This window comes from Sphaerisporangium sp. NPDC051017 (assembly GCF_040683095.1).
GTDB lineage: Bacteria > Actinomycetota > Actinomycetes > Streptosporangiales > Streptosporangiaceae > Sphaerisporangium.
Window position 1 is genome coordinate 29,141 of sequence record NZ_JBFBCI010000003.1, and the last position, 24,726, is coordinate 53,866.

Here is a 24,726-nt window from a genome sequence, read left to right on the forward strand (position 1 = left end):
CCAGCAGGTCAATTGGTGATGCCCAGGGAGCGGAGTTCTTCGTCGAGGGTGCGGACGTGCTTGTTGCCTGCCCAGGGCCGGAGGCGGGCGCGGGCCTCGCGTATGGAGTTCACCAGGCGGCCCGAACTGTGGCCCACGGTGATCTGAGCCGCCTCGCGGATCTTGCCGGTCGCCGCCTGAACCTCGCGCTTCTGAGTCAGCGCCTTGGAGTAGTACAGGAGGGCTTCACCGCGTTGCAGCTTTCGCGTAATGGGGGCCGCCAGGGTCCTCTCGACCGCTTCGATCGCGTCATCCGGACGGCCCGACGCGAGCATGCAGAAGGCGGCGTTCTTCTGTACTCCGTTAGGCGTCCACCAGTAGAGGTACGAAGGGTCGGCTTCGGTGCGGGGGCGTTCGATGTAGTGGCGCGACTGAGCGAGGGCGTGCTCGCTGGCACGCACACTGCCATTCGTGGCGAGCACGCGTGCGAGATCCATCGCATGCACCGACTTCAGCACCGTGCTCGCGCTCTGCTGGGCCCAGCCTTGGGCCGCGAAGATATGGTCCAGTGCTTGACCTGTGCGGCCCTGGTGAAGGGCCATGCCGCTCAGGCAGGTGTGCAGGTAGCAGATCAGCGTCGGGTCGCGGATCTCGTGGGCGGCCGTCAGCGCCTCCTTGTACCGCTCGTAGGCCCCGTCGTAGTCCAGCAGGTCGTGGTGCAGCCAACCCGCTAGTTGACTCAGTTCGGCGTAGGTGTAAGTGAGGCGGTCGCGTAGGGCGGGGAGGAGGACTTCGCGGCGCAAAAGGTCGGCGACGAGGGTGCGCTGGCCGTCCACGATGGGCAGGACGGTTTCGGGGCCGAAGTCGTCGTCCAGGCGGCGGCATCGGGCGGTCAGCTTTTCGATCACCTCGACCGTCCCGGCGTCCACCCGGCTGGAGGAGCGGACCGCCGTCACCAGTCGGTCCTTCTCGGGCGGCGACAGATGCCGTAGCAGGATCAACGCGGGCGCGCCGCCGAGTGCCAGGGCCAGTTCGAAGAGCAGATCGCGACGTTTCACATCGGCCTCCTCGGCTCCGAGGGCACGAAGCAGCGCGGCGCAGTCCTTGGGCAGAAGGACTGGAACGGCCGGACGTGCCGCTTCCTGACTCATGGTGACATGCCCGGGGAGCGGGGCCGGGGCGCGCGAAGGCCGCTGGGAAGGAAGGGATCGTCGATGGTCCGTGCGGTCGATGAGTTCACGGTCGCGCGGGGTGTAGGACGCGTAGACCTGGTCGTTGACCAGGCGCCGCGCGGACGTCCGGTACACCTGGGCGAACAGGGCGATGGTGCGGGCGGTGGGACGTATTCCGCGCTGCGGCCAGTGCTCGAACTCGTACAGCCGCGATTCGCGCAGCGCCGCCGTACCGGCCGGATCCGCGTCGTTGTACCGCGCGGCGGCCTCGGCGGCGGTCAGGCCGTACGCGTACCGGTACAGCCGCAGGGGACTCACGTCGTGGTACACCGAGAACATATCGGCGATCTGATCGAAGCCGTACCCCTTGGCGCGGAGCGCCTCGCTGCGCCGACGGCATTCCAGCAGGATGTGGTTCCCCTCGCCCGACATGGTCCACGCCTCCCCAGTACGTATGCGGATCGCAAAGCCTCTACGCAGAGTACCGTTTCGGCTACGGAGAATGACGGTCATTGTGATACTCACCCAGGTGGCCGTCAGGTAGTCGATCTCGTCGGCTGACGTGTTCGAGCAGGTCAACGGGCTGGCCTGTCCTGGGGTCGCCCGGGACGATGGCGGGATCGGGGGCGTCGCCCTGCTCGGCCATCGTTCTGGGCTGTGTCAAAGTCTTTCGAACCTCAAGAAGGGCAGGAGTGCGTGGCGGCCGACCTGGCTGCGCCCTCCGGTATGCCCGGGGCGGTTCCTCCGTCTTTGCCCGCGCCGCTCGGCGAGTCCGTGCGGTTGAGCCCCGAAATCCTCATCTGGCGCCGTGCCTTCCCGGGCACCCCCGACCAGGCGTCGGAGGCCAGGAAATTCGTACGAGTCCTGCTCGGTGGGACGGCCTTCGCCGGCGACGCGGAACTGATCGTCGGCGAGCTGGGGGGCAACGCGATCCGCCACACGGCCAGCGGAAAACCCGGCGGTCATTTCACCGTGGAGATCGCGTTCAGGTCCTCACGCCCGAGGCCGGCGAGCGGTCTGGTGAGAGCCGCGAGTGTGCTGTTCACGGTGTACGACCTCGGGGGCGGGAATGTCCCACGGATCCGGGACGACGACCCGCGGCGGGTTCCATACGGCGCGGAGGAGGATCTGTCGATCGATGAGAACGGGCGCGGCCTGGCGATCGTCACCGCCGTCGCCGACCGCGTCGGCTACCAGGGCACTCCCGCGACAGGCCACCGGGTGTGGGCCTATCTGACAGAGGGAACCGCGGACGACCGTTCGGCCTGCCCGACCTTCGAGCGGAGCGGCGCCCCCATCAGATGAGGTCATCGAGTCGATCGCTCACAACGTCCCTCGGACGGTGATCAAGGGGCTGCTCTTCGGTACTCGGGCGGCGATCAAGCCGGGCTCTTCGGTTTCCTGACAGTTCATGGACCGGAGGTGCATGAGGGCCCGTCATTGATGACCGACGTGGAGGCCCCTGAGAGTCGGCCGAAGGCCCTGGAAACACAGCCCGAGCGGAGCGAGGCCCACTTTCTGGTCGGTCGCGACAGCGCCTTGGTCGTCGACCCGGTCATGGCCAGGGCCCGCCGAACTATCGGCAAGCACGATCCGGGTGTGGTTGCCGGCGCACGGAGGCGATCAGTGTTTCGGCGGCCATGCGGCCGCGTTTCGGGGTTTGTTTCCTGGTGTTCACGTGTGTGTGGCGGGGGTGGTGCGCAAGAGGAGTGCGGGGGCGTGGGTCACGTTTGGCAAATCCTTACCATGTGGGGCGGGGTGAACAGGTCTAATGTGCCCGCAACGGGAGAGGAACCTCGGCGCTCGGTGTGAGCGGGCGGGGCGACTCGTCCGCGTGGTGGCACGGCTCCACGAGTGAGCACGAAGTGAGTACGTGATGAGTGAGCACGTCGCGAGTGAAGGCACTCACAAACGGACGCCTTTCGGGCAGGCGCTTCGCCGGGAGGCACTTCACGGGTGAGCGTCCACGCGTGAGGGCTTCACTACTGAACGATCACGAGTGAACAATGGGGTACGGCCCGAGTACGGACAAGCGAACGCCGCGGAGGTCCCGCCTGCGGGGTGGCCACCGATCCCCGGCCCGGTGAGTGAAGGGGCTGTCATGGTCTTCGGATGGAAGTTGCACGGGGAGGGGCGTGGGCTCGCCCCGGGGGAGGTGGTGAAGCCCGACGAGCGGCTGAGCTGGCCGAAGATGGTCGGCTTCGGCGCGCAGCACGTCATCGCCATGTTCGGCGCGACCTTCGTGTTCCCCCTGGTCATGGGCCTGAACGCCAACGTCGCCATCATGATGTCGGGCATCGCCACGATCATCTTCCTGCTGATCGTCCAGGGGAGGATCCCGAGCTACCTCGGCACCTCGGCGTCGTTCGTCGGTGGCGTGGTCGCGATCCGCGCCACCGGGGGCGACGACGCGACGGTCACGGGCGCGATCCTGGTCGCCGGCGTCGTGCTGGCCCTGTGCGGTGTGGCCATCCACTTCCTCGGCGTGCAGTCCATCAACCGTGTCTTCCCGCCCGTGGTGACCGGCGCGGTCGTGATGCTCATCGGCTTCGGCCTGGCGTACGTCGTGGCCGACATCTACTGGCCGCAGGACCAGTGGATCGCCCTGATCACCATGGTCGTCACCTTCGTCGTGATCGTGGCATTCAAAGGCTTCATCGGCCGCGTCGGCATCCTGGTCGGCCTGATCGCCGGCTACCTGCTGTCCATCGGCGCCGACAAGGTGTTCGGGAACATCACGGCCTTCAACGCCGGCACCGGCAAGGTCGACACCCACCCGCGCGTGAGCTTCGACGGGGTGTCGGACGCGGCGTGGTTCGGCCTGCCCGACTTCCACGCGCCGAGCTTCACCGGGTCGGCGATCGTGCTGGTGCTCCCGGCCGTCATCGCGCTGATCGCCGAGAACATCGGGCACGTCAAGGCGGTCGGCGAGATGACCGGCACCGACGTCGACCCGTACATGGGCAGGGCCGTCCTCGCCGACGGCGTGGGGACGGCCGTGGCCACCGCGGTCGGCGGCTCGCCCACCACGACGTACGCCGAGAACATCGGTGTCATGGCCGCGACCCGCGTCTACTCCACCGCCGCGTACTACATCGCCGCCGTCGTGGCGATCCTGTTCGGCCTGTGCCCGAAGTTCGGCGCGCTCGTCGCCGCCACTCCGGGTGGCGTTCTGGGTGGTATCACCGTCATCCTGTACGGCATGATCGGCCTGCTGGGCGCGAAGATCTGGATCGAGAGCCGCGTCGACTTCTCCGACCCCGTCAACATGGTGCCGACCGGCGCGGGGATCATCCTCGCGATCGGCCCGGTGTCCCACCGGATCAGCGAGAACTTCTCGCTGGCGGGCATCGCCCTCGGCACGATCGTCGTGCTGGGCGGCTACCACCTGCTGCGCGCCATCGCCGGCACCCCCGCCGGACGCGCCGACGGGTCGCCCGCGCTCGCGGAGGGGAGCGAACAAGGCACGTGAAGCCCTCCCCGTTCGACTACCACGCTCCCCGGGAGCTGGGCGAGGCCCTGGAGGTCCTGTTCGGGACGGCGCCGTACGGCAAGATCCTGGCCGGGGGGCAGAGCCTGATCCCGATGCTCAACATGCGCCTGGCCGCGCCGTCCCACCTGGTCGACATCAACCGTGTCGCCGAGCTGGACACCCTGTCGGTGGAGCCCGGCGGCGTCCGGGTCGGCGCGCTGGCCCGGCACGCCGTCGTCGAGCGCTCGCCCGCCGTGGCGGCCGTGCAGCCGCTGCTGCCCGCCGCGCTCCGGCTGGTGGCGCATCCGGTGATCCGCAACCGGGGCACCGTCGTCGGCAGCCTCGTGCACGCCGACCCTTCGGCCGAGCTGCCCGCCGTGCTGGCCGTTCTCGGCGGGTCGGTGCGGCTGGCCCGGCACGGCGCCCCGGTACGGGAGGTCGCCGCGGAGGCGTTCTTCACCGGCCCGCTGGAGTCGGCGATCGAGCCGGACGAGCTCGCGGTGTCGGCGTTCTTCCCGGCGCTGCCGCCCCGCGCGGGCACCGCCTTCCGGGAGGTCGCCCGCCGTCACGGCGACTACGCGATGGCCGGAGCCGCCGCCGTGGTCACGTTGGACGAGGACCTGCGCATCGCTTCGGCGAAGGTCGCCTGCGTGAGCGCGGGCCCGGTACCGGTGGTGATCGACCTGTCGGAGGTGTGCGCGCGCCGCCCGGCCGCGTCCGCCGACTGGGAGGCCGTGGCCGCCGCCGTCCGCGACGCCGTCGACCCGGACGAGGACATCCACGCGACCGCGCACTACCGCAGGCACCTGGCCGGGGTGCTGGCCGAGCGGGCGCTGCGCGTGGCCGCGGCGGAGGCGCAGCGGGCGGCGGCGGGCGCGGTGGCCGGTGGCGTGGACGGTGGAGGGGACCACGGAGTGAACGGCGCGGGGGAGGGCTCGGAGTGAGCGAGACGACGAGCGGGACGGCGGCGGAGAGACGGTACGCGATCTCGCTGACCGTCAACGGCACCGTGCGCGAGGCGAACGTTCCGGCGCGGCGGCTGTTGTCGGACTGCCTGCGCCACGAGCTGGGCCTGACCGGCACGCACGTGGGCTGCGAGCACGGCGTGTGCGGATGCTGCACGGTGCTGCTGGACGGGGAGCCGGTCCGCTCCTGCCTGACGTTCGCGGTGACCGTCGACGGCCGCGAGATCACCACGGTCGAGGGGCTCGCCGGGCCTGGCGGGGAGCTGTCGCCGGTGCAACGGGCGTTCTCCGAATGCCACGCGCTGCAGTGCGGCTTCTGCACCCCCGGATTCCTGTGCACGGTGACCGCGCTGCTGCGCGACAACCCCGCGCCGACCGAGGACGAGGTGCTCGACGGCATTTCGGGCAACCTGTGCCGGTGCACCGGCTACCAGAACATCGTCAAGGCGGTCCACCGCGCGGCCGAGCTGACGGCCGAGGCGGAAGGCGGTGCGGCGTGACCATCAGGCTGACGGCCAGGCCGACGACCAGGCCCACGACCAGGCCGACTGCTGAGGCGGAAGGCGGTGTGGCGTGACGACGAAGCTGTTCGGCGAGCCGGTGCAGCGCCGCGAGGACCCGCGGCTGATCACCGGTCAGGGCCGCTACCTGGACGACCTCGGGCAGGACGCGCTCGCCGCCGCGTTCGTCCGCTCGCCGCACGCGCACGCCCGCATCCGCGACATCGACGTCTCGGCCGCCGTGGACGTCGAGGGCCTGGTCGCCATCTACACCTGGGAGGACCTGCCCGAGCGCGTCCGCGACCCGCTGCCGCTGCTGATCCCGCACCCGGCGCTGACGCACGGCCGTACGGCGTACCCGCTGGCCAGGGACATCGTGCGGCACGTCGGCGAGCCGGTCGTCATGGTCGTGGCGCGGGACCGCTACCTCGCCGAGGACGCCGCGTCGCTCATCACGGTGGATTACGAGTTCCTCAAGCCGGTCGTCGGCATCGAGGAGGCCGCGCAGGGCGTCCACCTCGTCCACGAGGACGTCCCGGGCAACGTCGGCGCCCACATGATCCAGGAGGTGCCGTCCGCGGCGGGGCTCGGCGCCCGCGAGGCGATCGACGCCGCCCCGCACACGCTGGCGTTCCGGCTGGACATCGAGCGCAGCGCGTCCATGCCGCTGGAGGGCCGCGGCGTGTACGCCCGGTGGGATCTGGACGACCGGTCGCTGCGCGTCTACACCTCGACGCAGACCTCCACGAGCGTGCGCATGGCGGTCGCGGCCAAGCTGGGCCTGCCGCTGCCGTCGGTCGAGGTGATCGCCCCGGACGTCGGCGGCGGGTTCGGCGTGAAGATCGTGCACCCGTGGCCGGAGGAGGTGCTGGTGCCGTGGGCGGCGATGCTGCTCGGCCGTGAGGTCAAGTGGGCCGAGGACCGCCGCGAGCATTTCATCTCCTCGGCGCACGAGCGCGGCCAGGTGCAGCACGTGCGCGTCGGCTTCGACGACGAGGGCCGCGTCCTCGGCCTGGACGTGACGATCCTGCACGACCACGGCGCGTACACGCCGTACGGCATCATCGTGCCGATCATCACCAGCACCCAGCTCCTGGGCCCGTACCGGATCGGCGCGTACCGGGTGGAGTTCTCCTCGATCTACACCAATACCGTGCAGGTCACCCCGTATCGGGGCGCGGGGCGTCCGCAGGCGGCGTTCTGCATGGAGCGCACGATGGACAAGATCGCCGCGCACCTCGGGAAGGACCGCGCGGAGGTGCGGGAGGCCAACTTCATCCGTCCCGACGAGTTCCCCTACGATCAGGGGCTCATCTTCCAGGACGGACGGCCGCTGATCTACGACAGCGGCGACTACCCCGAGTCGCTGCGCGTTCTGAAGGGCCTGATCGGCTGGGACGGCTTCGCGGAGGAGAAGGAGCGGGCCGCAGCCGAGGGGCGCCGCATCGGCATCGGCCTCGGCTGCTACGTCGAGGGCACCGGCGTAGGCCCGTACGAGGGCGGGCACGTGCAGGTGACCTCCGACGGGCGCGTGCACGTCTCGACCGGCCTGACCTCCCAGGGGCAGGGGCACGAGACGGTGTTCGCGCAGATCGCCGCGACCGAGCTCGGCGTCCCGCTGGACCGCGTCTCGGTGGTGACCGGCGACACGCGGCGCTTCGGCTACGCGGTCGGCACGTTCGCCTCGCGGGCGGCGGTGATGAGCGGCAACGCCATCGCCCTGGCCTGCCGCAAGGTGCGCGAGAAGGCGCTGCGCATCGCCGCGGACGCGCTGGAGGCCGACCCGCGCGACCTCACGATCGAGGACGGCGAGGTCCGCGTCGCCGGGAACCCGTCGGCGTCGATCCCGCTGGCGACCGTCGCCGTGCTGTCCAACCCGCTGCGGTACGCGTTCGACGAGGAGGCCAAGCGGGCCACCCAGTTCAGCGGCGCCGCGCCGATGGACCGCCCGCCCGTGGCCGAGGGCGAGGAACCCGGGCTTGAGGGCCGCGACTACTACTCGCCGGTCCGCTCGACGTTCGCCTCCGGCATGCACGCCGCCATCGTGGAGACCGACCCGGACACCGCCGAGATCCGCATCCTGCGGTACGCCGTCGTGCACGACTGCGGCCGGCTCATCAACCCCATGATCGTCGAGGGGCAGATCCACGGCGGCGTCGCGCAGGGCGTCGGCGGGGCGCTGTACGAGCGCATGGCGTACGACGGGCACGGTCAGCTCCTCAACGCGTCCTTCATGGACTTCCTGATGCCGTACGCCACCGAGGTGCCGCTGATCGAGACCGCGCACCTGGAGACGCCCTCGCCGCTGAACCCGCTCGGCATCAAGGGTGCGGGCGAGGCGGGGGTCATCCCGGTGTCGGCGGTGATCGCCTCGGCCATCGAGGACGCCGAGGGCATCGCCGTCGACCGGATGCCCATCTCGCCCTCCGAGCTGCACGACCTGAGGTCTCGCGCCGGGTCGTGACCGCCGGTCGTACTGCGTGAGCATTGCGTGTCTATGGCGTCACGGTCAGTGTTTTCGGTCGCGCCGGCCCGGTTCCTCTGGCCGTCCGATCGCGTCGCTCTCCGTGTGATCGCTGCTACATTCCGTGACGGAAGTCGGAGATCGCCGCCGACCAGGCCGGTCTTCGGGACGACGGGTACGCGATCGATACGAGGGAGAACCGTCATGAAGCCAACGAAGTGGAGTGCGCGGATCGCGGCGGCGGCGGGCGCCGCGGGAATCGTCCTGGTGGCCTTCGCCGCCCCGGCCCCCGCGGCGGCCGGAGCCCCCGCGGGCCGGGCCGGGGACATCTGCCTGTGGTCGGGCAAGGACTACACGGGCGCGTCGTGGTGCTGGAACCCGGGCAACGGCTACGTGGACGTGCCGCCGGCCCTGCACGACAACGTCGGCTCCTTCCGGGCCCAGGCCGACGGCTGCTTCATCAACTGGATCCACGTGCCCGACAAGAAGGAAGTGCGCGTGGTGCGCAACGGCGACTACCGCAAGGTCTACAAGGACGACTTCGGCGGAAAGATCGACGCCGTCGCTCCTCGCTGCTGAGCCCGGGGACCCGGGGATCCTGGGGAGGGGACGCGGGCGCGGGCCTCATGGTCCGCGCCCGCGGGCGTTCCCCGTCGCGATAATTCACGACATTTCACACGGTGACGCGCTTGCGGAACACCCAGTACGTCCACCCCTGGTAGGCCAGCACGAACGGCAGGGCGATCAGGCCGATCCAGGTGAGCAGACCCAGCGTGTACGGGCCCGAGGCCGCCTCCGCCACGGTCAGCCCCGGAAGCGGCGCCCGCCACAGCGCGGCGAACACCGTGCCGGTGACCAGCACGATCGTCCCGGCCGTCGCGGCGAACGCCCACCCCTCGCGTCGCCGCCAGACCAGCGCCACGCCCGCGGCCAGCGTGACCATCGCGGCCACCGCCGCCACCCACGGCAGCGGATGCGCCGTCCACCCGCCCGGCTCCTGCGGCGCGTTGGCGGACGGCAGCCCCGGCAGCGCGAGCACGGCCACCGGGACGGCGACCGCCGCCGCCGTGAGCGCCGCGCGGCGGGCCCGCGCCCGCAGCGGCCCGGCCGTCTTGAGCGTGAGGAACACCGCGCCGTGCAGCACGGCCAGCGACAGCGACAGCAGCCCGCCGAGCATCGTGCCGAGGGCGGTGCCGAACAGCATGTGGCCGAAGACGCCGCCCCACGTGAACGCGGTCAGCACGCTGCCGGTGACGATGCCCGCGTCGCACAGCGCCCGTTCGCGTCCCTCCACCTTGCCGCGCCACTCCAGCGCCACGCCGCGCACGATCAGCCCGGCCAGCACCATGACCAGCGGCAGGTAGAACGCGCTGAACAGCCCCGAGTACCACGCGGGGAAGGCGGCGAACATCGCGCCGACCGCCGTGATCAGCCACACCTCGTTGCCGTCCCACACCGGGCCGATGGTGGTCAGCATCTGCCCGCGCTCGGCCTCGCCCCGCGACAGCACCGGCAGCAGCGCGCCGACGCCGAAGTCGAAGCCTTCGAGAACGAAGTAGCCGGTCCAGAGGAACGCGATGACCAGGAACCAGAAGGTGGTCAGTTCCATGTCGGCTCCATGTCGGCCATGGGAGGTCTCCTAGTACATGAGGGTCGGGGCGAGGCGGGCGGCGTCGTCGTCCGGCCGCGCCTGCGGCGGCACGACGGCGACCGGCTCGGGCCCGGCCTTGACGTGACGGGCCAGCAGCCGGGCCTCGGCCAGCGCCAGCACGCCGTACAGGACCGTGAAGATCGAGAGCGAGATCGCGACCTCGCTCAGGCTCACGCCGGGGGACACGCCGGCCGCCGTGAGGAGTTCGCCCTGGACGGTCCACGGCTGGCGGCCGATCTCGCTGAGCAGCCACCCGGCGACGATCGCGAGCGTGGGCAGCGGCAGCGCGAGCAGGCTGACGCGGGCGAACCACTCGGGGGTGGGGCGGCGGCGCCGGGTCATCCAGAGGCCGAGCAGCGACAGGCCCACCGTGGACAGGCCGAGCCCGATCATGACGCGGAACGACCAGTACACGACCGGCACGTTCGGCCGGTAGTCGGCGGCCCCGTACTGACGCTCGTAGCGGGCCTGGATGTCGTCGATGCCCTGGATCTCGGCCGACGGGTCGTGCGCCGCCAGCAGGCTGAGCAGCTTCGGCACCTCGATGCCGGGAACGGGCGAGAACGGCGCGCCCGTCTCGTCGTGCCGCAGGCCCTCGGCGGCGGCCAGCTTCATGGGCTGCTGTTCGTGCAGGAGCTGTCCCGACATGTCGCCCGTGCCGGCGACGACCGCGCCCGCGATGGCCGTCATGACGAGCGCGGCGCGCAGGCTCGTCCGCCACATCACCGGGTCGCCGGGGACGCGCCCGCGCGTGGTCCTGGCCATGGGGACGGTCGCGTCGCCGTCGGCCACCTGGCGCCGCTCGCGCAGGATGCGGTAGCCGCTCACCGCGATCACGAACCCGCCGGCGACGATGAACGCCGCCGCGACGACATGGGGCACCTGGGCGATGGCGGTGGAGTTGGTCAGCACGGCCCACAGGTCGGTCATCCGGGCGCGCCCGTTCACGACCTCGTACCCCACGGGGTGCTTCATCCAGGCGTTGGCGGCGAGGATGAAGTACGCCGACAGGTTGGAGCCGATGGCGGCGGCCCAGATGCACGCGAGGTGGATCCGCCGGGGCAGCCGGTCCCAGCCGAAGATCCACAGGCCGAGGAACGTGGACTCAAGGAAGAACGCGAGCAGGGCCTCCAACGCCAGCGGGGCGCCGAACACGTCGCCCACGAACGTCGAGTACCGGCTCCAGTTCATGCCGAACTGGAACTCCTGCACCAGGCCCGTCACCACGCCCATCGCGAAGTTGATCAGGAACAGCTTCCCGAAGAACTTGGTGAGACGGAGGTAGTGCTCCTTGCCCGTGCGGTGCCAGGCGGTCTGGAGCCCGGCGACGAAGATCCCCAGGCCGATCGTCAGGGGTACGAAGAGAAAGTGGTACACGGTGGTGACCCCGAACTGCCACCGTGCCAGATCCAGTGCGTCCATGCTCCCCTCACGGGTCTGGAGCTCTACAAGCCGTAGTTCTATCTCAAGTAGTACTACAGCTTGTAGAGCAACAGGCCGGGGGAGGCGCCCCGAGTGCTGCGATCTTCGTCACACCCCGCCGCGCGCGAGCTCCCTCAAGACACGCGCGCGGCCGATCACCGCTGCTCGCGGCGCCCCCCGTGCCAATCGAAACGCCAGCCAGGCCGTTCCCCCGGAAGGGCCCCTTGCCCCCTCCCAGGGGGACGTCACGTCCTGGCGGCGTGTCCAATGATCTCGGCTCGACGGTGGCGCCGGCGTCCGCCCAGGGGGTGATCCGCGGGTACGCCGTCCGAGGGACCGCGGCCCCGCGCCAGGGGCGCCCCGGATGTAGGCGGGCACCCCCGGGCGGCGTCCCCGAGGGGGATTCACGGCGCGGGGACCACGTGCGGCCACCTCTCCGCCGCACCCGGCGCCCGCCGTCACCTGTCCGCAAGGACGTCGCAAGGACTCGACCGCATAGTTGAAAAACAAACGAATAACAACCCCTGACGCAGTACTCGAAGCCCGCCACAAGTACGTCCACTTGATTGAAGGTCATCCGGCTCACCGCACCGGCCGCGGAGACCTTCTCACCGCCGCACAAGCACGGGTGGGGGCCCGGGCTCCGATCGCCGGCCTGGGGCCGGCCCCATCGCACTGGAGGACAGACCATGACCGGCGCCGATATCGGGCGGCTCCGCGACATACGCAAAGTGGGGGACTGGCCCCCGGGCAGCCTTCTCGGCGGCCTCGGCGAGGCGGCCAGGGACGGGTTTCTCGCGCTGGGCAGGCCGCGACAGCTGGCGGCCGGCGAGACGCTCTTCGCCGAGGGGGACCGCTCGACCGACGTCTTCCTGCTCCTCGACGCGTGCGTGAAGATCACCACGAGGACCGAGGGGGGCAGGACCGCGCTGCTGGGCCTGCGCGTGTGCGGCGACCTGGCGGGCGAGTTCGCCGCGCTCGACGGACGGCCCCGCGCCGTCACGGCCACCGCCGCCGGGCACTGCCTCGTGCGCGTCATGCCCCAGGACGACTTCCTCGGCTTCCTGCGGCGCTGCCCGGAGGCCGCCTCCGCCGTCCAGCGCATGGGCCGGGCCGGCCTGCGCCCCGCCGACGGCCGCCACGTCGAGTTCGGCACCCTCCCCGCGCTCCGGCGCCTCGCCCGCGTCCTGGTCGAGCTCGCCTGCCACGGCAGGGACGTGCCCGAGGGGCTGCTGCTCGACGTGGACCTCACCCGGGCCGAGCTCGCGGCGCTCGTGGGGGCCCGCGAGCCGACGATCTACCGCGACCTCGACGTGCTGCGCCGCGGCGGGATCCTCGGCACCGACGCCGGCCGGATCGTCGTCCACGACGTGCGCAGGCTGCGCGGCCTCGCCGGGCTCGGCGGCCACCTGTGGGAGTACGAGGTCCCGGCGTGACGCGGGCCCCGTTCCGGCGCGGCTGCGCCTCCGGGACGCCGCCCACGGACGACGCGGCCGAATCGTCCGGATCCGTCCGTCGGCTGTGCGTCGCCGTGGACGCCGACGGGCCCGCCGACCTCGCCGGGCCCGAGCACCTGTACGACCTCGTCGCGGACGCGAGCCGGCGGGCGGGCGTGAACCGCCTCTACCTCGCCCAGAGGACCGGCGGTCCCCTCACCCAACGCGCCGGAGGTTCCCTCGTTCAGCGTGCCGGGGGTTCCCTCGCCGCCCGTCTCCGGCCCTCCGGCGGGCTGCTGTTCGTGCTGCCGCCCGGCGTGGACGAGTCCCGCGTCGTCGCCGGGCTCCTCAGCGAACTGCGCCTCGCGCTCGCCCGTCCAGGCGCGCCTTACCGTGACCAACGTGACCAGCGGGACCGGGGTGACCAGCGGGGTGACAAGCGGGACCGGGGTGACCGTGCCCGGCGTGAGTGCCGTGACTGCTGTGACGATCGCTACGTGGGTGAGGGTGAAAGGATCCGGCTGCGCGTGGCCTTCCACCAAGGCCCCACCCGGGTCGTGGACGGCGGGTTCGCCGGCAAGGCGGTGGACGCCGTCTGCCTGCTGCGGGACAGCGAGGCGCTCAAGGACGCCCTGCGCCGCAACCCCGACGCCGCCCTGGCGGTCGCCATCTCGGCACAGCTGTTCGAGGACGTGATCGAGCACGAGCACCGCGACCTCAGGAGGCGGGCCTTCCGGCGGCTCCCCGCCGACGCTCCGGGCCCGCTCTCCGAGGCGTGGATCAGCGTCCCGGACGTCGACGACGGGAACCGGCGAAGCTTCCGGCACGGCCGCGTCCTCGGCACCCCGAACCGCCGGCCCGCCCGCCTCGGCCCGGTCGTCAGCATCGACGAGTACTGAGACGGTCCCGGCATGAACGGAACTGAGACGGCCCCGGCATGAACGGAATACCGCACGACGACCGAAGACCGGAGAAACCTCACCGCCCCCCAAGCCCCGGCCCACGGGGGCACGAGCCCGGTGAGGTCCAGGAGGGGCTCGACGATCTCGTCCGGGCCGTGGAACGTTACAGACGCGTCGCCCGCCGGCGCACGGCCGGCATCAACGCGATCCGCCGGATCCTGCGCGGCGGCCGCCACGGGCTCGGCGACCTCGCGTCCCTCCTGGCTCGCCGCTGGACGGCGCTGCTGGCGCGTCTCCGCCGGTGACCTGCGGGAGCGGTGGGACGCGCACGCAGGGTCGCGGCGTGGTGTTACCGTGGCGTCCGGTGGGAAGGGCGTCCTGGGGCCCGGCGAGACCTGACGAGCCCCGGCGACACCGGCGGGCAGTCGTTGCCCTTACGGCCGTCGCGGGCGAGTCTCTAGTCTCTCGGCATCGGAGGTGTCCATGAAGGTCGTCGGCAGTGCCGTGGTCGGGGTCGATCGAGGCCGGGTCTGGGCCGCCCTGCAGGACCCGGCGGTGCTGGTGCGCACCATCCCCGGCTGCAAGCGGCTGGAGGCGACCGGCGCGGACACCTACCGCATGACGGTCACCGCGGGCGTCGCCTCGATCAAGGGCGTCTACGAGGGCGAGGTCGTGCTGTCCGACCCCGAGGAGCCCGAGGGGTTCACCCTCCGCGCCCGGGGCGCCGGAGCCCCCGGCACGGTCGACGCCACGGTGCGCATCCGCCTCAGCGAGGTCGACGGCGGCTCCACCCGGGTCGATTACGACGCCGAGGCCGTCGTCGGAGGCATGATCGGCGGCGTGGGCCAGCGCATGCTCGGCTCGGTGGCCAAGAAGACCGCCGGTGAGTTCTTCACCGCCGTGGAACACCACCTCCGCGAACCCATCCCCGCAGCCGAACCCTTCCCCGTCGCAGCCACCCCGCCACAGACCCCTGCCGCTCTGTCGCAGACCGCCGCCGCCCCGTCGCAGACCGCCGCCGCCCCGTCGCAGCCCTCCGCCGCCCTGTCGCAGGGCCCCGCTGCCGTCGCGGTCGCGCCTGCCACGACCCCGGCGGTCCCCGGTACCAGCGCCACCGCCACCGGCCCCGTGGCGCCTGCCGCGAGCCCAGCGGTCCCCGTCACGACCGCCGCCCCCGCCACCGTGGGGCAGGTCTTCGAACGGCCACCCGCCCGGCGCGGGACGTCCGGCACCCCCGTGTGGCCGGTGCTGACGGCGTTCGGCATGGGCGCGGGCATCGCACTCGGCAGCGCCGTGATCGGCTGGCTCCTCGGCCGCCCCACCCGCCGCTGACCCAACCCTCCACCCGCCTGGCCGGTGGGTTCGCTCGGTCTGATCCGTAGGGATCGGGGCCGCGGGCGGGCGTCGGAGCCGGTTCGTTAGATCTTTCCAACTCTGCCGGCGACGTTCTCGCGTGGGGGGAACGTCGGCCTGGCCGGAGGCTTTCTGATTCGATTAGCGAATCGTAGTCATGTCGTGGCATGTTGTTACCGGCACGCCCGGCGCCCAGGCGACGTCGGGCACTCTCCCCGGTCGGGCTGTGCACGCCTGGCCGGTCGGCGTCCGGAGGGACGTGCTCGACGGGCCGGCGGTTCCAGTTGCCGGCACCAGGGCACGAAGACGATCGGTGAATACCGGGCAGCTCGTTGTGCCTTGATTCTGTGTAACGCACAGGATCGCTAAGCCGATCAGAGACGCTTTACCGGCCTGCGGACGAGCGCCCGGACGCGTCGGCCCGAGCGTGACCGTCACACGTACGGGGGTAGATCCCGATCTTTTTATGGAGCCTCGCGGAGAAGGATCTCCCGGCGTAACGTGGTGGGCATGCGAGAGTTCCGTGCGGAGGACGCCCGGACGCAGGCCCGGCGGCTCATCCACGACCTGCTCGGCGAAGACCACCCGGCCGCCGCGTCGCTGCTGGCCGCGGCCAGGGACGCGCTCGGCGACGACCGGGCGGCACGCTGCGCCGGGCTCGCCCAGGGTGCCCCGCTCACCCGCAGGTCCTCCGAGCTCGCGGCCATCGCGGGCCTGCTCGTCGGCACCGGCGTGCTCGGCGCGGGCTGGTGGTCGTCCGGGCGCGGCGGGAAGATCCCCGCACCGGACGAGGTGCTCGCATCCGGCACCGCCATCGAGCCGTGGACCGACCTCACCGTCCTGGAGATGCTCGCCGCGTGGATCGCCGACGACGCCGCCGACGCCGCCTGGGGCCCGCCGGTCGGCTCGGTCGACCTCAACTCGTGGCAGGCAGAGGACCGCGTGGAACCGCCCCTCGACGCCACCGCCGGCACGCGCATCGTCGCCGCCTTCGACGCGGGTGGCCGCGTGGACGCCGTCGTGGTCGAGCGCCCGGACGGCTCGCTCGGCTCCAACCTCGACTTCTCCTCCCTCAGGTACGCCGGGCCCGCGGAGGCCCAGTGGAGCTGGGGTGTGGCCGCGGGGCTCGGCCCCCACCCCCTCCCCGGCGAGGACCCCGACCCGTACGCGGTCACGGTCGACCAGCGCGTGGCCGAGACGCTGCGCCGATGGGCGTTACGCCACGGCGCCACGCTCGAGCAGATCGGCCCGTGGTGGCAGGCCAAGGGGGACGTGATCGCCGCCGTCGAGCGCGCCGACTGGATGTGGCGCAGCGGCGAGTGGTTCGCCTGGTGGCGCGCGGCCTCGGCCCTGGTCGGCGGCGACCCCGTGCAGATCGCCGCGCGCATGGACGACATCGCCTCGGCCCCCTGACCCTCCGCGCGCCGAGCACCTGGCGCCCCGCCCGGTCCTCGCCGGTCGGCGCGGGGATCGCGTGACCGGCGGGTTCGGTCAGGCCGGGGCGGCCAGGCGGGGCTGGGCTTCGGAGGTGCCGAGGTCGCCGTTGCGGTAGTGGCGGCGGCACAGCACGCGGTAGTGCACCTGCGAGCCGTCGGTGTCGGCGATCACGACCTGCTCGCCGGTGCGCACCATGACCCCGTCCACGACGCGGGCGTTCAGCCTGCCCTGGCGGCCGCACCAGCACAGCACCTCCACCTGCAGCCGGGCCACCTCGTCGGCCAGCTCGAACAGCCGCCGCGCCGCCGGGAACATCTCGGACCGGAAGTCCGAGGCCAGGCCGAAGGCGTACACGTCGACGCCGTGGTCGTCGACGAGGTCGGCGAGCTGCTCGATCTGCTCGACGGTGTAGAAGCACGCCTCGTCGCAGATCAGGTAGTCGATGCCGTCACCGGCGGCCACCAGGCGCACCAGGTCGAGATCCTCGCCGACCTCGATGGCGTCCAGGCCGAGCCCTATGCGGCTGGTGACCTGGGCCCCGCCCGACCGGTCGTGTTTGGTGAGCACGAGCCCGCGCCTGCCCTGGCGGCTGTGGTTGTAGTTCATCTGCAGGGCCAGCGTCGACTTGCCGCAGTCCATCGGACCGTGGAAGAACCGCAGAACGCCGTCGCGGCGGGCGTGTGCGGGGGCGCTGGAGAGGGCGGGCGTTTCATTCACGGCCCGCCAGCATACAGATTGACCACCGGACCCCGGCCATCGGTTCGGGGGGCAGGTCCTTGATCCAAGGGGGGTGACCGGGGTGGGGTGGACGCGCCGACGTACAGGATGTCCCCGATGGGCCGCGGCGTGCCCGCCCCTGTGGGGCTCGCCGCGGAGACCTCGGGGACCCCGGGGACACGCGGGACGAGGGGGGGACCGGGTGCGGGCGGTGAGCAGTGCCGTGCCCGCCGGACCGCCCGTGAACCTGAGGAAGTCGCGTCGCTCCATCCTCTGCATACCGTCCCCGCAGCCGGGAGGTTCCCGACGCGGGGGAACGATTCTGAGATCTTCGGAGGCCAGGGGACACCTGCCGACGACCGGACGATTCCTTGGCGAAGGTCGCTGATTCGCGTGGCTGGAGCGTTTCGGTAAACACTGAGAGCATGCGCAGCGTCCGTATCGGCGTCGACACCGGGGGCACGTTCACCGACGTGGTCGCGGTGGACGAGCAGACCGGTCAGATCACCACGACCAAGACCCCTTCCACGCCCGCCGACCCCGCCGTCGGGTTCATGAACGGCGTGCACAAGGTCCTGTCCGGCCTGAGCCTCGAAGACGTCGGCGGCATCGTGCACGGCACGACCGTGGCCACCAACCAGCTCCTGGAGGACCGCCCCCTCGACCTGGGGTTCGTCACCACCGAGGGCTTCGAGTTCATCCTCGAGATCGCCCGGCAGAGCGTCCCCGACGGCTACGGGAACTCCTACTTCTGGGTCAAACCGCCGCGCATCGTCCCCGTCCACCGGGTGAAGACGGTCGGCGGGCGCCTCGACCACCTCGGCGAGGAGGTGCGGCCCTTCGACGAGGAGGACGCCGCGCGGGTGGCCCGCTGGTTCCGCGACCAGGGCGTCACCGCCATCGGCGTCTGCTTCCTGCACTCCTACGTCGACCCCGCGCACGAGCACCGCATGCGGGCCGTCCTCGAACGCGAGCACCCCGGCGCCGTCGTTTCCCTGTCCAGCGACGTACTGCGCGAGTACCGCGAGTACGAGCGCTCGGTCACCACGCTGGTCGACGCCGCCGTCAAGCCCACGATGCGCCGCTACATCGACAACCTCGCCACCCGCCTCGGCATGCCGTTCTCGGTCATGAAGAGCAACGGCGGCGTGCTGTCGGCGGCCGAGGTCGTCCACCAGCCGATCACGACCGTGCTGTCCGGCCCGGCCGCCGGGGCGCTCGGCGCCGCCCTGATCGCCGGCACCGCCGGGCACCCGTCCGTGATCACGCTGGACGGCGGCGGCACCTCCACCGACGTCGCGGTCGTGGTCGACGGCGAGCCGTCCCTCACCACCGAGGGCTCCATCGGCCGGTACCCGTGCAAGATCCCGATGATCGACATCGTGACCGTCGGCGCGGGCGGCGGCTCGATCGCCTGGACCTCGCCCGAGGGCACGCTCAAGGTCGGGCCGCGCTCCGCCGGAGCCGACCCCGGGCCCGTGTGCTACGGCAAGGGCGGCACCGAGGTGACGGTCACCGACGCGCACGTCTTCCTCGGCCGCGTCCCGCCCCACCTGCTCGGCGGCGAGATCCCTCTGGACGCCGGGGCGGCGCGCGCGGCCGTCGAGGCGCTCGCCGGCAAACTCGGCCTCACGCCCGAGCGCACCGCCGCCGGCATCCTGGAGATCAGCGCCTTCAACCAGTCGAACGCGATCCGGCAGATCACCGTGAAGCGCGGCCTGGACGTCCGCGACTTTCCAATGGTCGCCTTCGGCGGCTCCGGGCCGCTGCTCGTCTGCCGGCTGATCGACATCCTCGGCCTCCCCGCGGTCGTCGTGCCGCCCAACCCGGGCAACGTGTCCGCGTTCGGGCTGCTCACCGTGGACGTCAAGAACGACTACGTCCGCACCCACGTCACCCGCGACCTGAGCCTCGACACGGCGGCCCGCGTCTTCGGCGAGCTGACGGACCAGGCGGCCGACGCCCTCGACCGCGAGGGGTTCCCGCCTGACCGGCACGTGTACGCGCGCAGCGCCGACCTGCGCTACTACGGGCAGGCGTACGAGGTGCGGGTGCCCGCGCCCGCCGGGCCGATCGACGAGGCGTGGCGCGCCGAGGTGCTCTACCGGTTTCACGAGGCCCACCACAAGCTGTACGGGTACGGGTACCGCGACGACCCGCGGCACGCCGTCGAATGGGTCAACCTGCGCGTCTCCGGCATCGGCCCCATCACCCGCCCGGCCATCCCCGAACTACCCGCCCGCGACGGCGGCCCGGCGGCCCCGGCGGGGGAACGGCAGGTGTACTTCGAGGAGGCGCTCGCGCCCGGAGGCGCCGGTGGTGACACGACCCGGGAGCCGGGGGACGCGGGGCCTGTCCGGGACTCGGGGGACGCGGGCGCTGTCGGGGGCTCGGAGGACGGGTGGTGGACGGCGCCCGTGTACCGCCGTGGCGACCTGCGGCGCGGCGACGTCCTCACCGGGCCCGCGGTGATCGAGGAGTACGGCTCCACGCTGCCCCTGCACCCGGGCTTCACCGCCGAGGCCGACGCGTACGGCAACCTCGTCATCCGGCGCGCCGACATTTCCGCACATCTGACGAACGGAGCGGGCGAATGACAACGGTCGACCCGGTACTGGTCGAGATCGTCGAGGGCACGCTCGCCTCCGTGGAGATGGAGGTCGAGACCGCCATCGCCCGTACGGCCCGCTCGCCGATGATCCGCGACGCCCACGACTTCCGGGCGGGAATCCACGACGTCCGGATGCGCAAGCTCACCGGCCGCTCCTACTCCGCGCTCGTGCAGCCCATCGTGCGCGACTTCCCCATCGCCGAGATGAACCCGGGCGACGTCTTCTTCCACAACGACGTCTATCTGTCCGAGGGCGGCATCGGCCACCTGCCCGACCTGTGCGTCACCGTCCCCGTCTTCCACGACGGCGAGGTCGTCGCGTTCGTCCAGGCGTTCGGCCACCACGACGACATCGGCGGCGCCGTCCCCGGGTCGATGCCCTCCCACGCGCGCAGCGCCTTCGAGGAAGGGCTGATGGTCCCGCCGATCAAGCTCTGGGACCGCGGCGTCCCCAACCGGGCCGCCCTCACCATCATGACCCGAAACTCCCGTATGCCCGACTCCCTCGCCGGAGACCTGGACGCCGAGTGCTCCGCCTGCCTGATGGGCGCCCGGCGCCTCGGTGAGCTGTTCGCCCGGTACGGCAGGGCGGCGGTCGAGGCGTGCTTCGACGCCATCATCGCGGGCACCACCGAGACCTTCCGGCGCGAGTTGCTCGCCAAGATCCCCGAAGGGGTGCACGTCTGGGAGGACTACGCCGAGCACGACGGCGTCGACGAGCCCCGCCTGCACGCCCAGCGCATCACCCTCACGGTCGACCACTCCGCCGACACCCCGCTGATCATCGACTTCACGGGAACGTCCCCGCAGGCCAAGGGGCCGATCAACCACGCCGGCGACTACGCGGGCGGCGTCTTCCTCAAGAAGTGGCTCGCCCCCATCCTGCGCAACCTCGCCGACACCCCCGAGCGCATGGCCGAGCTCGACGTCAACGAGGGCGTCGTCCCGCTCATCGAGATGCGCTTCCCCGAGAAGGGCACCCTGCTCTCCCCGATCTTCCCGGCGCCCACCAACGCGCGCACCTTCGTCATCCTGCGCCTGCTCGGCGTGCTCGCCGGCGTGCTCGCCAAGGCCACCGGGGGGCGCATGCCCGCCGACCAGGAGACCATCCGGTACACCGGCGTCTATGGCGAGGACCACGACGGGCGTCCGTACCTCATGCGCGAGGTGCTCGGCGGCGGCTCCGGCGGGCGCCGGTACGCCGACGGTGAGGACACCATCCACGTCGTGCCCGACTCCCGCAACATTCCCGTCGAGTTCGCCGAGTCGCGCTGGCCGTTCCGCGTCGAACGGCTCGGCCTGGCCCGCGACTCCGGCGGCCCCGGCCTCTACCGGGGCGGCCTCGGCTACGACAAGCACATCCGCATGCTGCGCGACGCCTCGTTCATGTCCATCGCCGACCGGTCGATCCTGTCCTGCTGGGGCGTGAACGGCGGGCGGGCCGGGCGTCCCTTCCTCGTCACGGTGGACGGTCAGGAGATGGAGGGCCTGGTCGACGACTTCCCCGTGAAGGAGGACCAGATCATCCGCGTCCGTACCACGGGCGGCGGTGGCTGGGGATCGCCGTACGACCGCGACCCGTCCCTGGTGGCGGCGGACGTCCGCGACGGCAAGGTGTCCTGGGAAGCCGCCCGCGACGACTACGGCGTCATCCTGCGCGGCCCCCAGGAGGCGCCCGAAGTCGACGCGGCCGCCACCGAGAAAACCCGCGCCGCCCTCCGCGCCGCCAACCCCTCTCGCTTGTTCGACCGAGGCCCCGGCTACAAAACCCTTTCCGGCGGCCATTCCCACCCGGACGTCGACATCCTCTGACCCACGGATCTCCGACCGCCGGGCGCATTCACGGCCTTGGCGGCGGAGGTCCGGCATTCCCCTCCGACACCAGGGATCACTTACCGGTGGATACTCTCGCGGTCCTCGTCACGGAGGCCCGATCAGGAGCCGGCCGGGTATGGTTCTCCGGCTCCCGGGTCCCGGAGCACCGTCTCGGCGAAGCCCGCACGTTCGTTCGCGCGGGGGAACGGCTCGCCGGGGATCGGCACACCGAGGAACGCGCAGAGCGGTTCCCAGCCCTGGCTGACCCGGAAGTCCAGCAGGCGGCCCGGGGCGACGGTGCGGCGGACCTCGTCGTTGTGCCGCTCGTAACACGCGATGACGTGGTCGCGGTCGTCGATGCGCCCGCCGAACGTCCGTCCCACCACCCCGGCCCGCCCGAACTCCGTCAGCTGCTCCGCCGCCTCGAACGTGCGATACCGCTTGGCGGCGTCGGGAAAACGACCGGCCATCGCCGCGAACACGGTCTCGTTCATCGACTCGAACCACAGCCCGGCGTCCCGCGTGGTCAAGATGACCTTGGCGCCGGGAAACGCCTCGACCAGTTCCCGCCAGAACGCCACCCCGGGCCAGTCCGTGGTGGCCGCATACTCTTTGAGCGGATCCCGCCAGGCCTCCGGCTCGCCGTTCGCCGCGGCCGCCCACGCGTACAGATGCTCAGGGTGAGCGAACACCTCCGTGAAGTGGTAACACGGCCCGAACCCGAGCCGGCACAGCGCCAGCTTGAGCGCCATCGTCCCCGTACGCCCAAGCCCCGCCCCGATCACACGCACCATCGCGATCCCCCCACTGGCCAGAGCACCAGAACCACGTCCCCCGAGCAAGGCGAATCGCCAGCACCATGCGATATCCAGCAGAATGCGGGCAATGGGTTGACTCACGAGGTATCCGCCATGGATCACGAGCCGAGCGAAAGAGGATGGCCCGCTCGGCCGGTCACCAGAAAGCGGACGAACTACGGGTTCACGACTCTGATCTGACAGCGAGGGCCGATCGCCCGGCTCAGCTTGACGTCCATGGTGACGAGCGAGCAGCCGAGCACCTCAGCCGCCGCTACGTAGGCGGCGTCGTACGACGTGAGGTTGCCGCGCAGCTCCCACATTCGAGGAAGCAAGCAGTCTTCGTCGACGCTGTCGACCACCACGGTCAGCAGGTCCGCCATGGCCGCCTCCGCGGCATCAGGCGTGATCTTCTTGCCGAGCAGGCGGCCACGGCATCGTGCGAGTTCGCCCTGTTTGAGCGAAGACGCGCCGTTCAGCGTCCCACACCGATCAGCGTGATCCTTTCAGGCTGTAAGGCCATCCACGAATTGACTCACTCCTCCAGGGAGAGGGCCTGGCTAGGGCACACGTGCATCGCTTCGCGGGCCTTCTCGACCAGCTCGCCCTCCGGTGTCTCGTTCAGCACGATGACTGTGGCGTCGTTCTCGCTCTGGTCGAACAGCTCGGGCTCAGTGAGCACGCACTGTCCGGCACCGACGCACCTGTCGGTGTCCGCGATGATTTTCATGGTCCTCTCCTCCTGAGGCGGGGATGGCAGTTCGTCCGCTACCAGGTCACCGGGAGCTGGTACAGGCCATAGATGTTCGCGTCGTCCTTGAACGGCAGCTCGTCGATATCCATCGCCAGCTCCAGCGTGGGGACGCGGCGGAACAGCGTGTCGAACACGATCTGTAGTTCCATCCGAGCCAAGTTCTGGCCCAGACACTGGTGCGGCCCGAACCCGAACGCAACGTGGTGGCGCGCGCCGCGCTCGATGTCGAGCTCGTCCGGGTTCTCGAACGCCCGCGGGTCCCGGTTGGCCGAATAACCGAGCGCCAGCACTCCTTCGCCGGCGCGGATCAGCTGCCCGCCGACCTCGATGTCCTTGACGCACAGCCGGGCCGTCGCCACGTCGATGATCGTGAAGTACCGCAGCATCTCCTCGACCGCGTTGAGCGTTTTGCCCGGGTCGGCCTTGATCATCGCGAGCTGCTCCGGGTTGCGCAGGAACGCCACGGTCGACAGCGAGATCATGTTCGCCGTCGTCTCGTGGCCGGCCACGAGCAGCAGGAAGCCCATGCCGGCCAGTGCCGTCCGCCGATAGGTGCCGTTCGCGCGCAGCTTGACGATCTGCCGCCCGAGCAGGTCGTCCGGCGGGTTCTCTTCCTTCTCCGCGATGAGGTCGGTCATGTAGCCCTGGATGGCCCCCGTGGCCGCCCACCGCTCCTCGGGCGGCGTCGACTGCTTGATCACCTTCACCGTGTGCTCCTGGAAGAACTCATGGTCGGCGTAGGGCACACCCAGCATCTCGCAGATCACCAGTGACGGGACCGGCAGCGACAGCGAGTCCACCAGGTCACCGGGCTGCGGCCCGGCCAGCAGCGCGTCGATCTGCCCGTCGACGATCTCCTGGATCCGCGGCCGCAGCGCCTCCAACCGGCGCACCGTGAACTCGCCGAGTACGGCCTTGCGCGCCGGCCCGTGCTCGGGCGCGTCCATCGCGATCAGGAGGCGCTCCTCGTCCGGCCGCCGGGACGCCGCCTCGCCCTTGACCAGCTGCGGGAAGTCCGGATGCTGCCGGTCGGCGCTGAACCGCCGGTCGTTCAACACGGTTCGCACGTCTTCGTGGCGGCTGACCACCCAGGCCCACCCGCCGTCGGGCAGACGAACCCGCGAGACCGGCTCTTCTTCGCGGATCTCTTCGTACGCCGGCGGCGGCGCGAACGGGCACGTACGGGCCATGGGGAACTCGTGCTTCTCGGCGGTAGTCATGACTTTTCCTTCCACGACGTCACGAACAGGCGATAGAGGCTGGACAGCGAAAAGCCGTG

At 71.3% G+C, this 24,726-nt stretch carries 21 protein-coding genes; 13 read left to right on the forward strand and 8 right to left on the reverse strand.

The features are described from left to right. Window positions 1–8: 8 nt before the first annotated feature. The gene (locus tag AB0M95_RS04225; RefSeq protein WP_363759227.1) at window positions 9–1,583 is read right to left on the reverse strand and encodes a hypothetical protein; all 1,575 of its coding nucleotides are present in this window, start codon (window positions 1,581–1,583) and stop codon (window positions 9–11) included. A gap of 225 nt (window positions 1,584–1,808) precedes the next feature. Here AB0M95_RS04225 and AB0M95_RS04230 point away from each other — a divergent pair, with 225 nt between their 5' ends. The 6 genes from AB0M95_RS04230 to AB0M95_RS04255 all read left to right on the forward strand — a co-directional run bounded on the left by AB0M95_RS04230 (window position 1,809) and on the right by AB0M95_RS04255 (window position 9,131). Then, window positions 1,809–2,456, forward strand: coding sequence for an ATP-binding protein (locus AB0M95_RS04230; protein WP_363759230.1), 648 nt, complete (start codon window positions 1,809–1,811; stop codon window positions 2,454–2,456). 796 nt (window positions 2,457–3,252) lie between these two features. After that, window positions 3,253–4,623: a solute carrier family 23 protein gene (locus AB0M95_RS04235; RefSeq protein ID WP_363759233.1), complete on the forward strand. Its 1,371-nt coding sequence runs from the start codon at window positions 3,253–3,255 to the stop codon at window positions 4,621–4,623. After that, a complete protein-coding gene (locus AB0M95_RS04240; protein WP_363759236.1) occupies window positions 4,620–5,567 on the forward strand; it encodes an FAD binding domain-containing protein in 948 nt (315 codons plus the stop codon). The genes AB0M95_RS04235 and AB0M95_RS04240 overlap by 4 nt, the downstream gene beginning before the upstream one ends. Next, a complete protein-coding gene (locus tag AB0M95_RS04245; RefSeq protein WP_358509863.1) occupies window positions 5,564–6,088 on the forward strand; it encodes a (2Fe-2S)-binding protein in 525 nt (174 codons plus the stop codon). The genes AB0M95_RS04240 and AB0M95_RS04245 overlap by 4 nt, the downstream gene beginning before the upstream one ends. Window positions 6,089–6,161: 73 nt before the next feature. Then, window positions 6,162–8,552: an aerobic carbon-monoxide dehydrogenase large subunit gene (cutA, locus tag AB0M95_RS04250; RefSeq protein ID WP_363759239.1), complete on the forward strand. Its 2,391-nt coding sequence runs from the start codon at window positions 6,162–6,164 to the stop codon at window positions 8,550–8,552. A gap of 204 nt (window positions 8,553–8,756) precedes the next feature. After that, window positions 8,757–9,131 (forward strand): peptidase inhibitor family I36 protein, encoded by a 375-nt coding sequence (locus tag AB0M95_RS04255; protein WP_363759242.1) that lies wholly within the window; start codon window positions 8,757–8,759, stop codon window positions 9,129–9,131. A gap of 94 nt (window positions 9,132–9,225) precedes the next feature. On the opposite strand, the gene cydB is transcribed toward AB0M95_RS04255, so the two are convergent. Next, window positions 9,226–10,161 (reverse strand): cytochrome d ubiquinol oxidase subunit II, encoded by a 936-nt coding sequence (gene cydB, locus AB0M95_RS04260; RefSeq protein ID WP_363759245.1) that lies wholly within the window; start codon window positions 10,159–10,161, stop codon window positions 9,226–9,228. Window positions 10,162–10,191: 30 nt separating this feature from the next. Continuing rightward, window positions 10,192–11,625 carry a cytochrome ubiquinol oxidase subunit I gene (locus AB0M95_RS04265; RefSeq protein ID WP_363759248.1) on the reverse strand — a complete coding sequence of 478 codons (1,434 nt, stop codon included), beginning with the start codon at window positions 11,623–11,625 and terminating at the stop codon, window positions 10,192–10,194. Between the two features lie 689 nt (window positions 11,626–12,314). Between AB0M95_RS04265 and AB0M95_RS04270 the strand changes: the two genes are divergently transcribed. The 5 genes from AB0M95_RS04270 to AB0M95_RS04290 all read left to right on the forward strand — a co-directional run bounded on the left by AB0M95_RS04270 (window position 12,315) and on the right by AB0M95_RS04290 (window position 16,729). Further along, a complete protein-coding gene (locus AB0M95_RS04270) occupies window positions 12,315–13,061 on the forward strand; it encodes a Crp/Fnr family transcriptional regulator (RefSeq protein WP_363759251.1) in 747 nt (248 codons plus the stop codon). After that, the gene (locus AB0M95_RS04275; protein WP_363759254.1) at window positions 13,058–13,960 is read left to right on the forward strand and encodes a hypothetical protein; all 903 of its coding nucleotides are present in this window, start codon (window positions 13,058–13,060) and stop codon (window positions 13,958–13,960) included. Before AB0M95_RS04270 ends, AB0M95_RS04275 begins: the two co-directional genes overlap by 4 nt. Before the next feature lie 158 nt (window positions 13,961–14,118). After that, on the forward strand, window positions 14,119–14,268 hold the full coding sequence (locus tag AB0M95_RS04280; RefSeq protein WP_363759257.1) for a hypothetical protein: 150 nt from the start codon (window positions 14,119–14,121) through the stop codon (window positions 14,266–14,268). A 178-nt stretch (window positions 14,269–14,446) separates the two neighbouring features. Then, window positions 14,447–15,295, forward strand: a complete 849-nt coding sequence (locus AB0M95_RS04285; protein ID WP_363759260.1) for an SRPBCC domain-containing protein — start codon at window positions 14,447–14,449, stop codon at window positions 15,293–15,295. A 531-nt stretch (window positions 15,296–15,826) separates the two neighbouring features. Further along, window positions 15,827–16,729 carry a hypothetical protein gene (locus AB0M95_RS04290; protein WP_358509836.1) on the forward strand — a complete coding sequence of 301 codons (903 nt, stop codon included), beginning with the start codon at window positions 15,827–15,829 and terminating at the stop codon, window positions 16,727–16,729. A 78-nt stretch (window positions 16,730–16,807) separates the two neighbouring features. On the opposite strand, the gene AB0M95_RS04295 is transcribed toward AB0M95_RS04290, so the two are convergent. Continuing rightward, complete coding sequence (locus AB0M95_RS04295) at window positions 16,808–17,470, reverse strand: thymidine kinase (RefSeq protein WP_363759263.1); 663 nt, start codon at window positions 17,468–17,470, stop codon at window positions 16,808–16,810. Window positions 17,471–17,895: 425 nt separating this feature from the next. Here AB0M95_RS04295 and AB0M95_RS04300 point away from each other — a divergent pair, with 425 nt between their 5' ends. Further along, window positions 17,896–20,067: a hydantoinase/oxoprolinase family protein gene (locus tag AB0M95_RS04300; protein ID WP_363759266.1), complete on the forward strand. Its 2,172-nt coding sequence runs from the start codon at window positions 17,896–17,898 to the stop codon at window positions 20,065–20,067. After that, window positions 20,064–21,893, forward strand: coding sequence for a hydantoinase B/oxoprolinase family protein (locus AB0M95_RS04305; protein ID WP_363759269.1), 1,830 nt, complete (start codon window positions 20,064–20,066; stop codon window positions 21,891–21,893). Before AB0M95_RS04300 ends, AB0M95_RS04305 begins: the two co-directional genes overlap by 4 nt. A 122-nt stretch (window positions 21,894–22,015) precedes the next feature. Here the strand turns inward: AB0M95_RS04305 and AB0M95_RS04310 are convergent, their stop codons facing one another. The 4 genes from AB0M95_RS04310 to AB0M95_RS04325 form a co-directional block, all read right to left on the reverse strand. Next, complete coding sequence (locus AB0M95_RS04310; protein WP_363759272.1) at window positions 22,016–22,690, reverse strand: sulfotransferase family protein; 675 nt, start codon at window positions 22,688–22,690, stop codon at window positions 22,016–22,018. A 179-nt stretch (window positions 22,691–22,869) separates the two neighbouring features. Beyond that, on the reverse strand, window positions 22,870–23,076 hold the full coding sequence (locus AB0M95_RS04315) for a type II toxin-antitoxin system VapC family toxin (RefSeq protein ID WP_363759275.1): 207 nt from the start codon (window positions 23,074–23,076) through the stop codon (window positions 22,870–22,872). Window positions 23,077–23,228: 152 nt separating this feature from the next. Next, complete coding sequence (locus AB0M95_RS04320) at window positions 23,229–23,423, reverse strand: ferredoxin (RefSeq protein WP_363759278.1); 195 nt, start codon at window positions 23,421–23,423, stop codon at window positions 23,229–23,231. Window positions 23,424–23,461: 38 nt separating this feature from the next. After that, window positions 23,462–24,667: a cytochrome P450 gene (locus AB0M95_RS04325; protein WP_363759281.1), complete on the reverse strand. Its 1,206-nt coding sequence runs from the start codon at window positions 24,665–24,667 to the stop codon at window positions 23,462–23,464. Window positions 24,668–24,726: the final 59 nt, after the last annotated feature.

Bases quoted from the DNA above. Each gene is read 5' to 3' on its own strand.
- AB0M95_RS04225 (WP_363759227.1), bottom strand. From the start codon at position 1,583: ATGTCGGGCGAGGGGAACCACATCCTGCTGGAATGCCGTCGGCGCAGC.
- AB0M95_RS04235 (WP_363759233.1), top strand. From the start codon at position 3,253: ATGGTCTTCGGATGGAAGTTGCACGGGGAGGGGCGTGGGCTCGCCCCG.
- AB0M95_RS04255 (WP_363759242.1), top strand. From the start codon at position 8,757: ATGAAGCCAACGAAGTGGAGTGCGCGGATCGCGGCGGCGGCGGGCGCC.
- cydB (WP_363759245.1), bottom strand. From the start codon at position 10,161: ATGGAACTGACCACCTTCTGGTTCCTGGTCATCGCGTTCCTCTGGACC.
- AB0M95_RS04265 (WP_363759248.1), bottom strand. From the start codon at position 11,625: ATGGACGCACTGGATCTGGCACGGTGGCAGTTCGGGGTCACCACCGTG.
- AB0M95_RS04270 (WP_363759251.1), top strand. From the start codon at position 12,315: ATGACCGGCGCCGATATCGGGCGGCTCCGCGACATACGCAAAGTGGGG.
- AB0M95_RS04285 (WP_363759260.1), top strand. From the start codon at position 14,447: ATGAAGGTCGTCGGCAGTGCCGTGGTCGGGGTCGATCGAGGCCGGGTC.
- AB0M95_RS04290 (WP_358509836.1), top strand. From the start codon at position 15,827: ATGCGAGAGTTCCGTGCGGAGGACGCCCGGACGCAGGCCCGGCGGCTC.
- AB0M95_RS04300 (WP_363759266.1), top strand. From the start codon at position 17,896: ATGCGCAGCGTCCGTATCGGCGTCGACACCGGGGGCACGTTCACCGAC.
- AB0M95_RS04305 (WP_363759269.1), top strand. From the start codon at position 20,064: ATGACAACGGTCGACCCGGTACTGGTCGAGATCGTCGAGGGCACGCTC.
- AB0M95_RS04310 (WP_363759272.1), bottom strand. From the start codon at position 22,690: ATGGTGCGTGTGATCGGGGCGGGGCTTGGGCGTACGGGGACGATGGCG.
- AB0M95_RS04315 (WP_363759275.1), bottom strand. From the start codon at position 23,076: ATGGCGGACCTGCTGACCGTGGTGGTCGACAGCGTCGACGAAGACTGC.
- AB0M95_RS04320 (WP_363759278.1), bottom strand. From the start codon at position 23,423: ATGAAAATCATCGCGGACACCGACAGGTGCGTCGGTGCCGGACAGTGC.
- AB0M95_RS04325 (WP_363759281.1), bottom strand. From the start codon at position 24,667: ATGACTACCGCCGAGAAGCACGAGTTCCCCATGGCCCGTACGTGCCCG.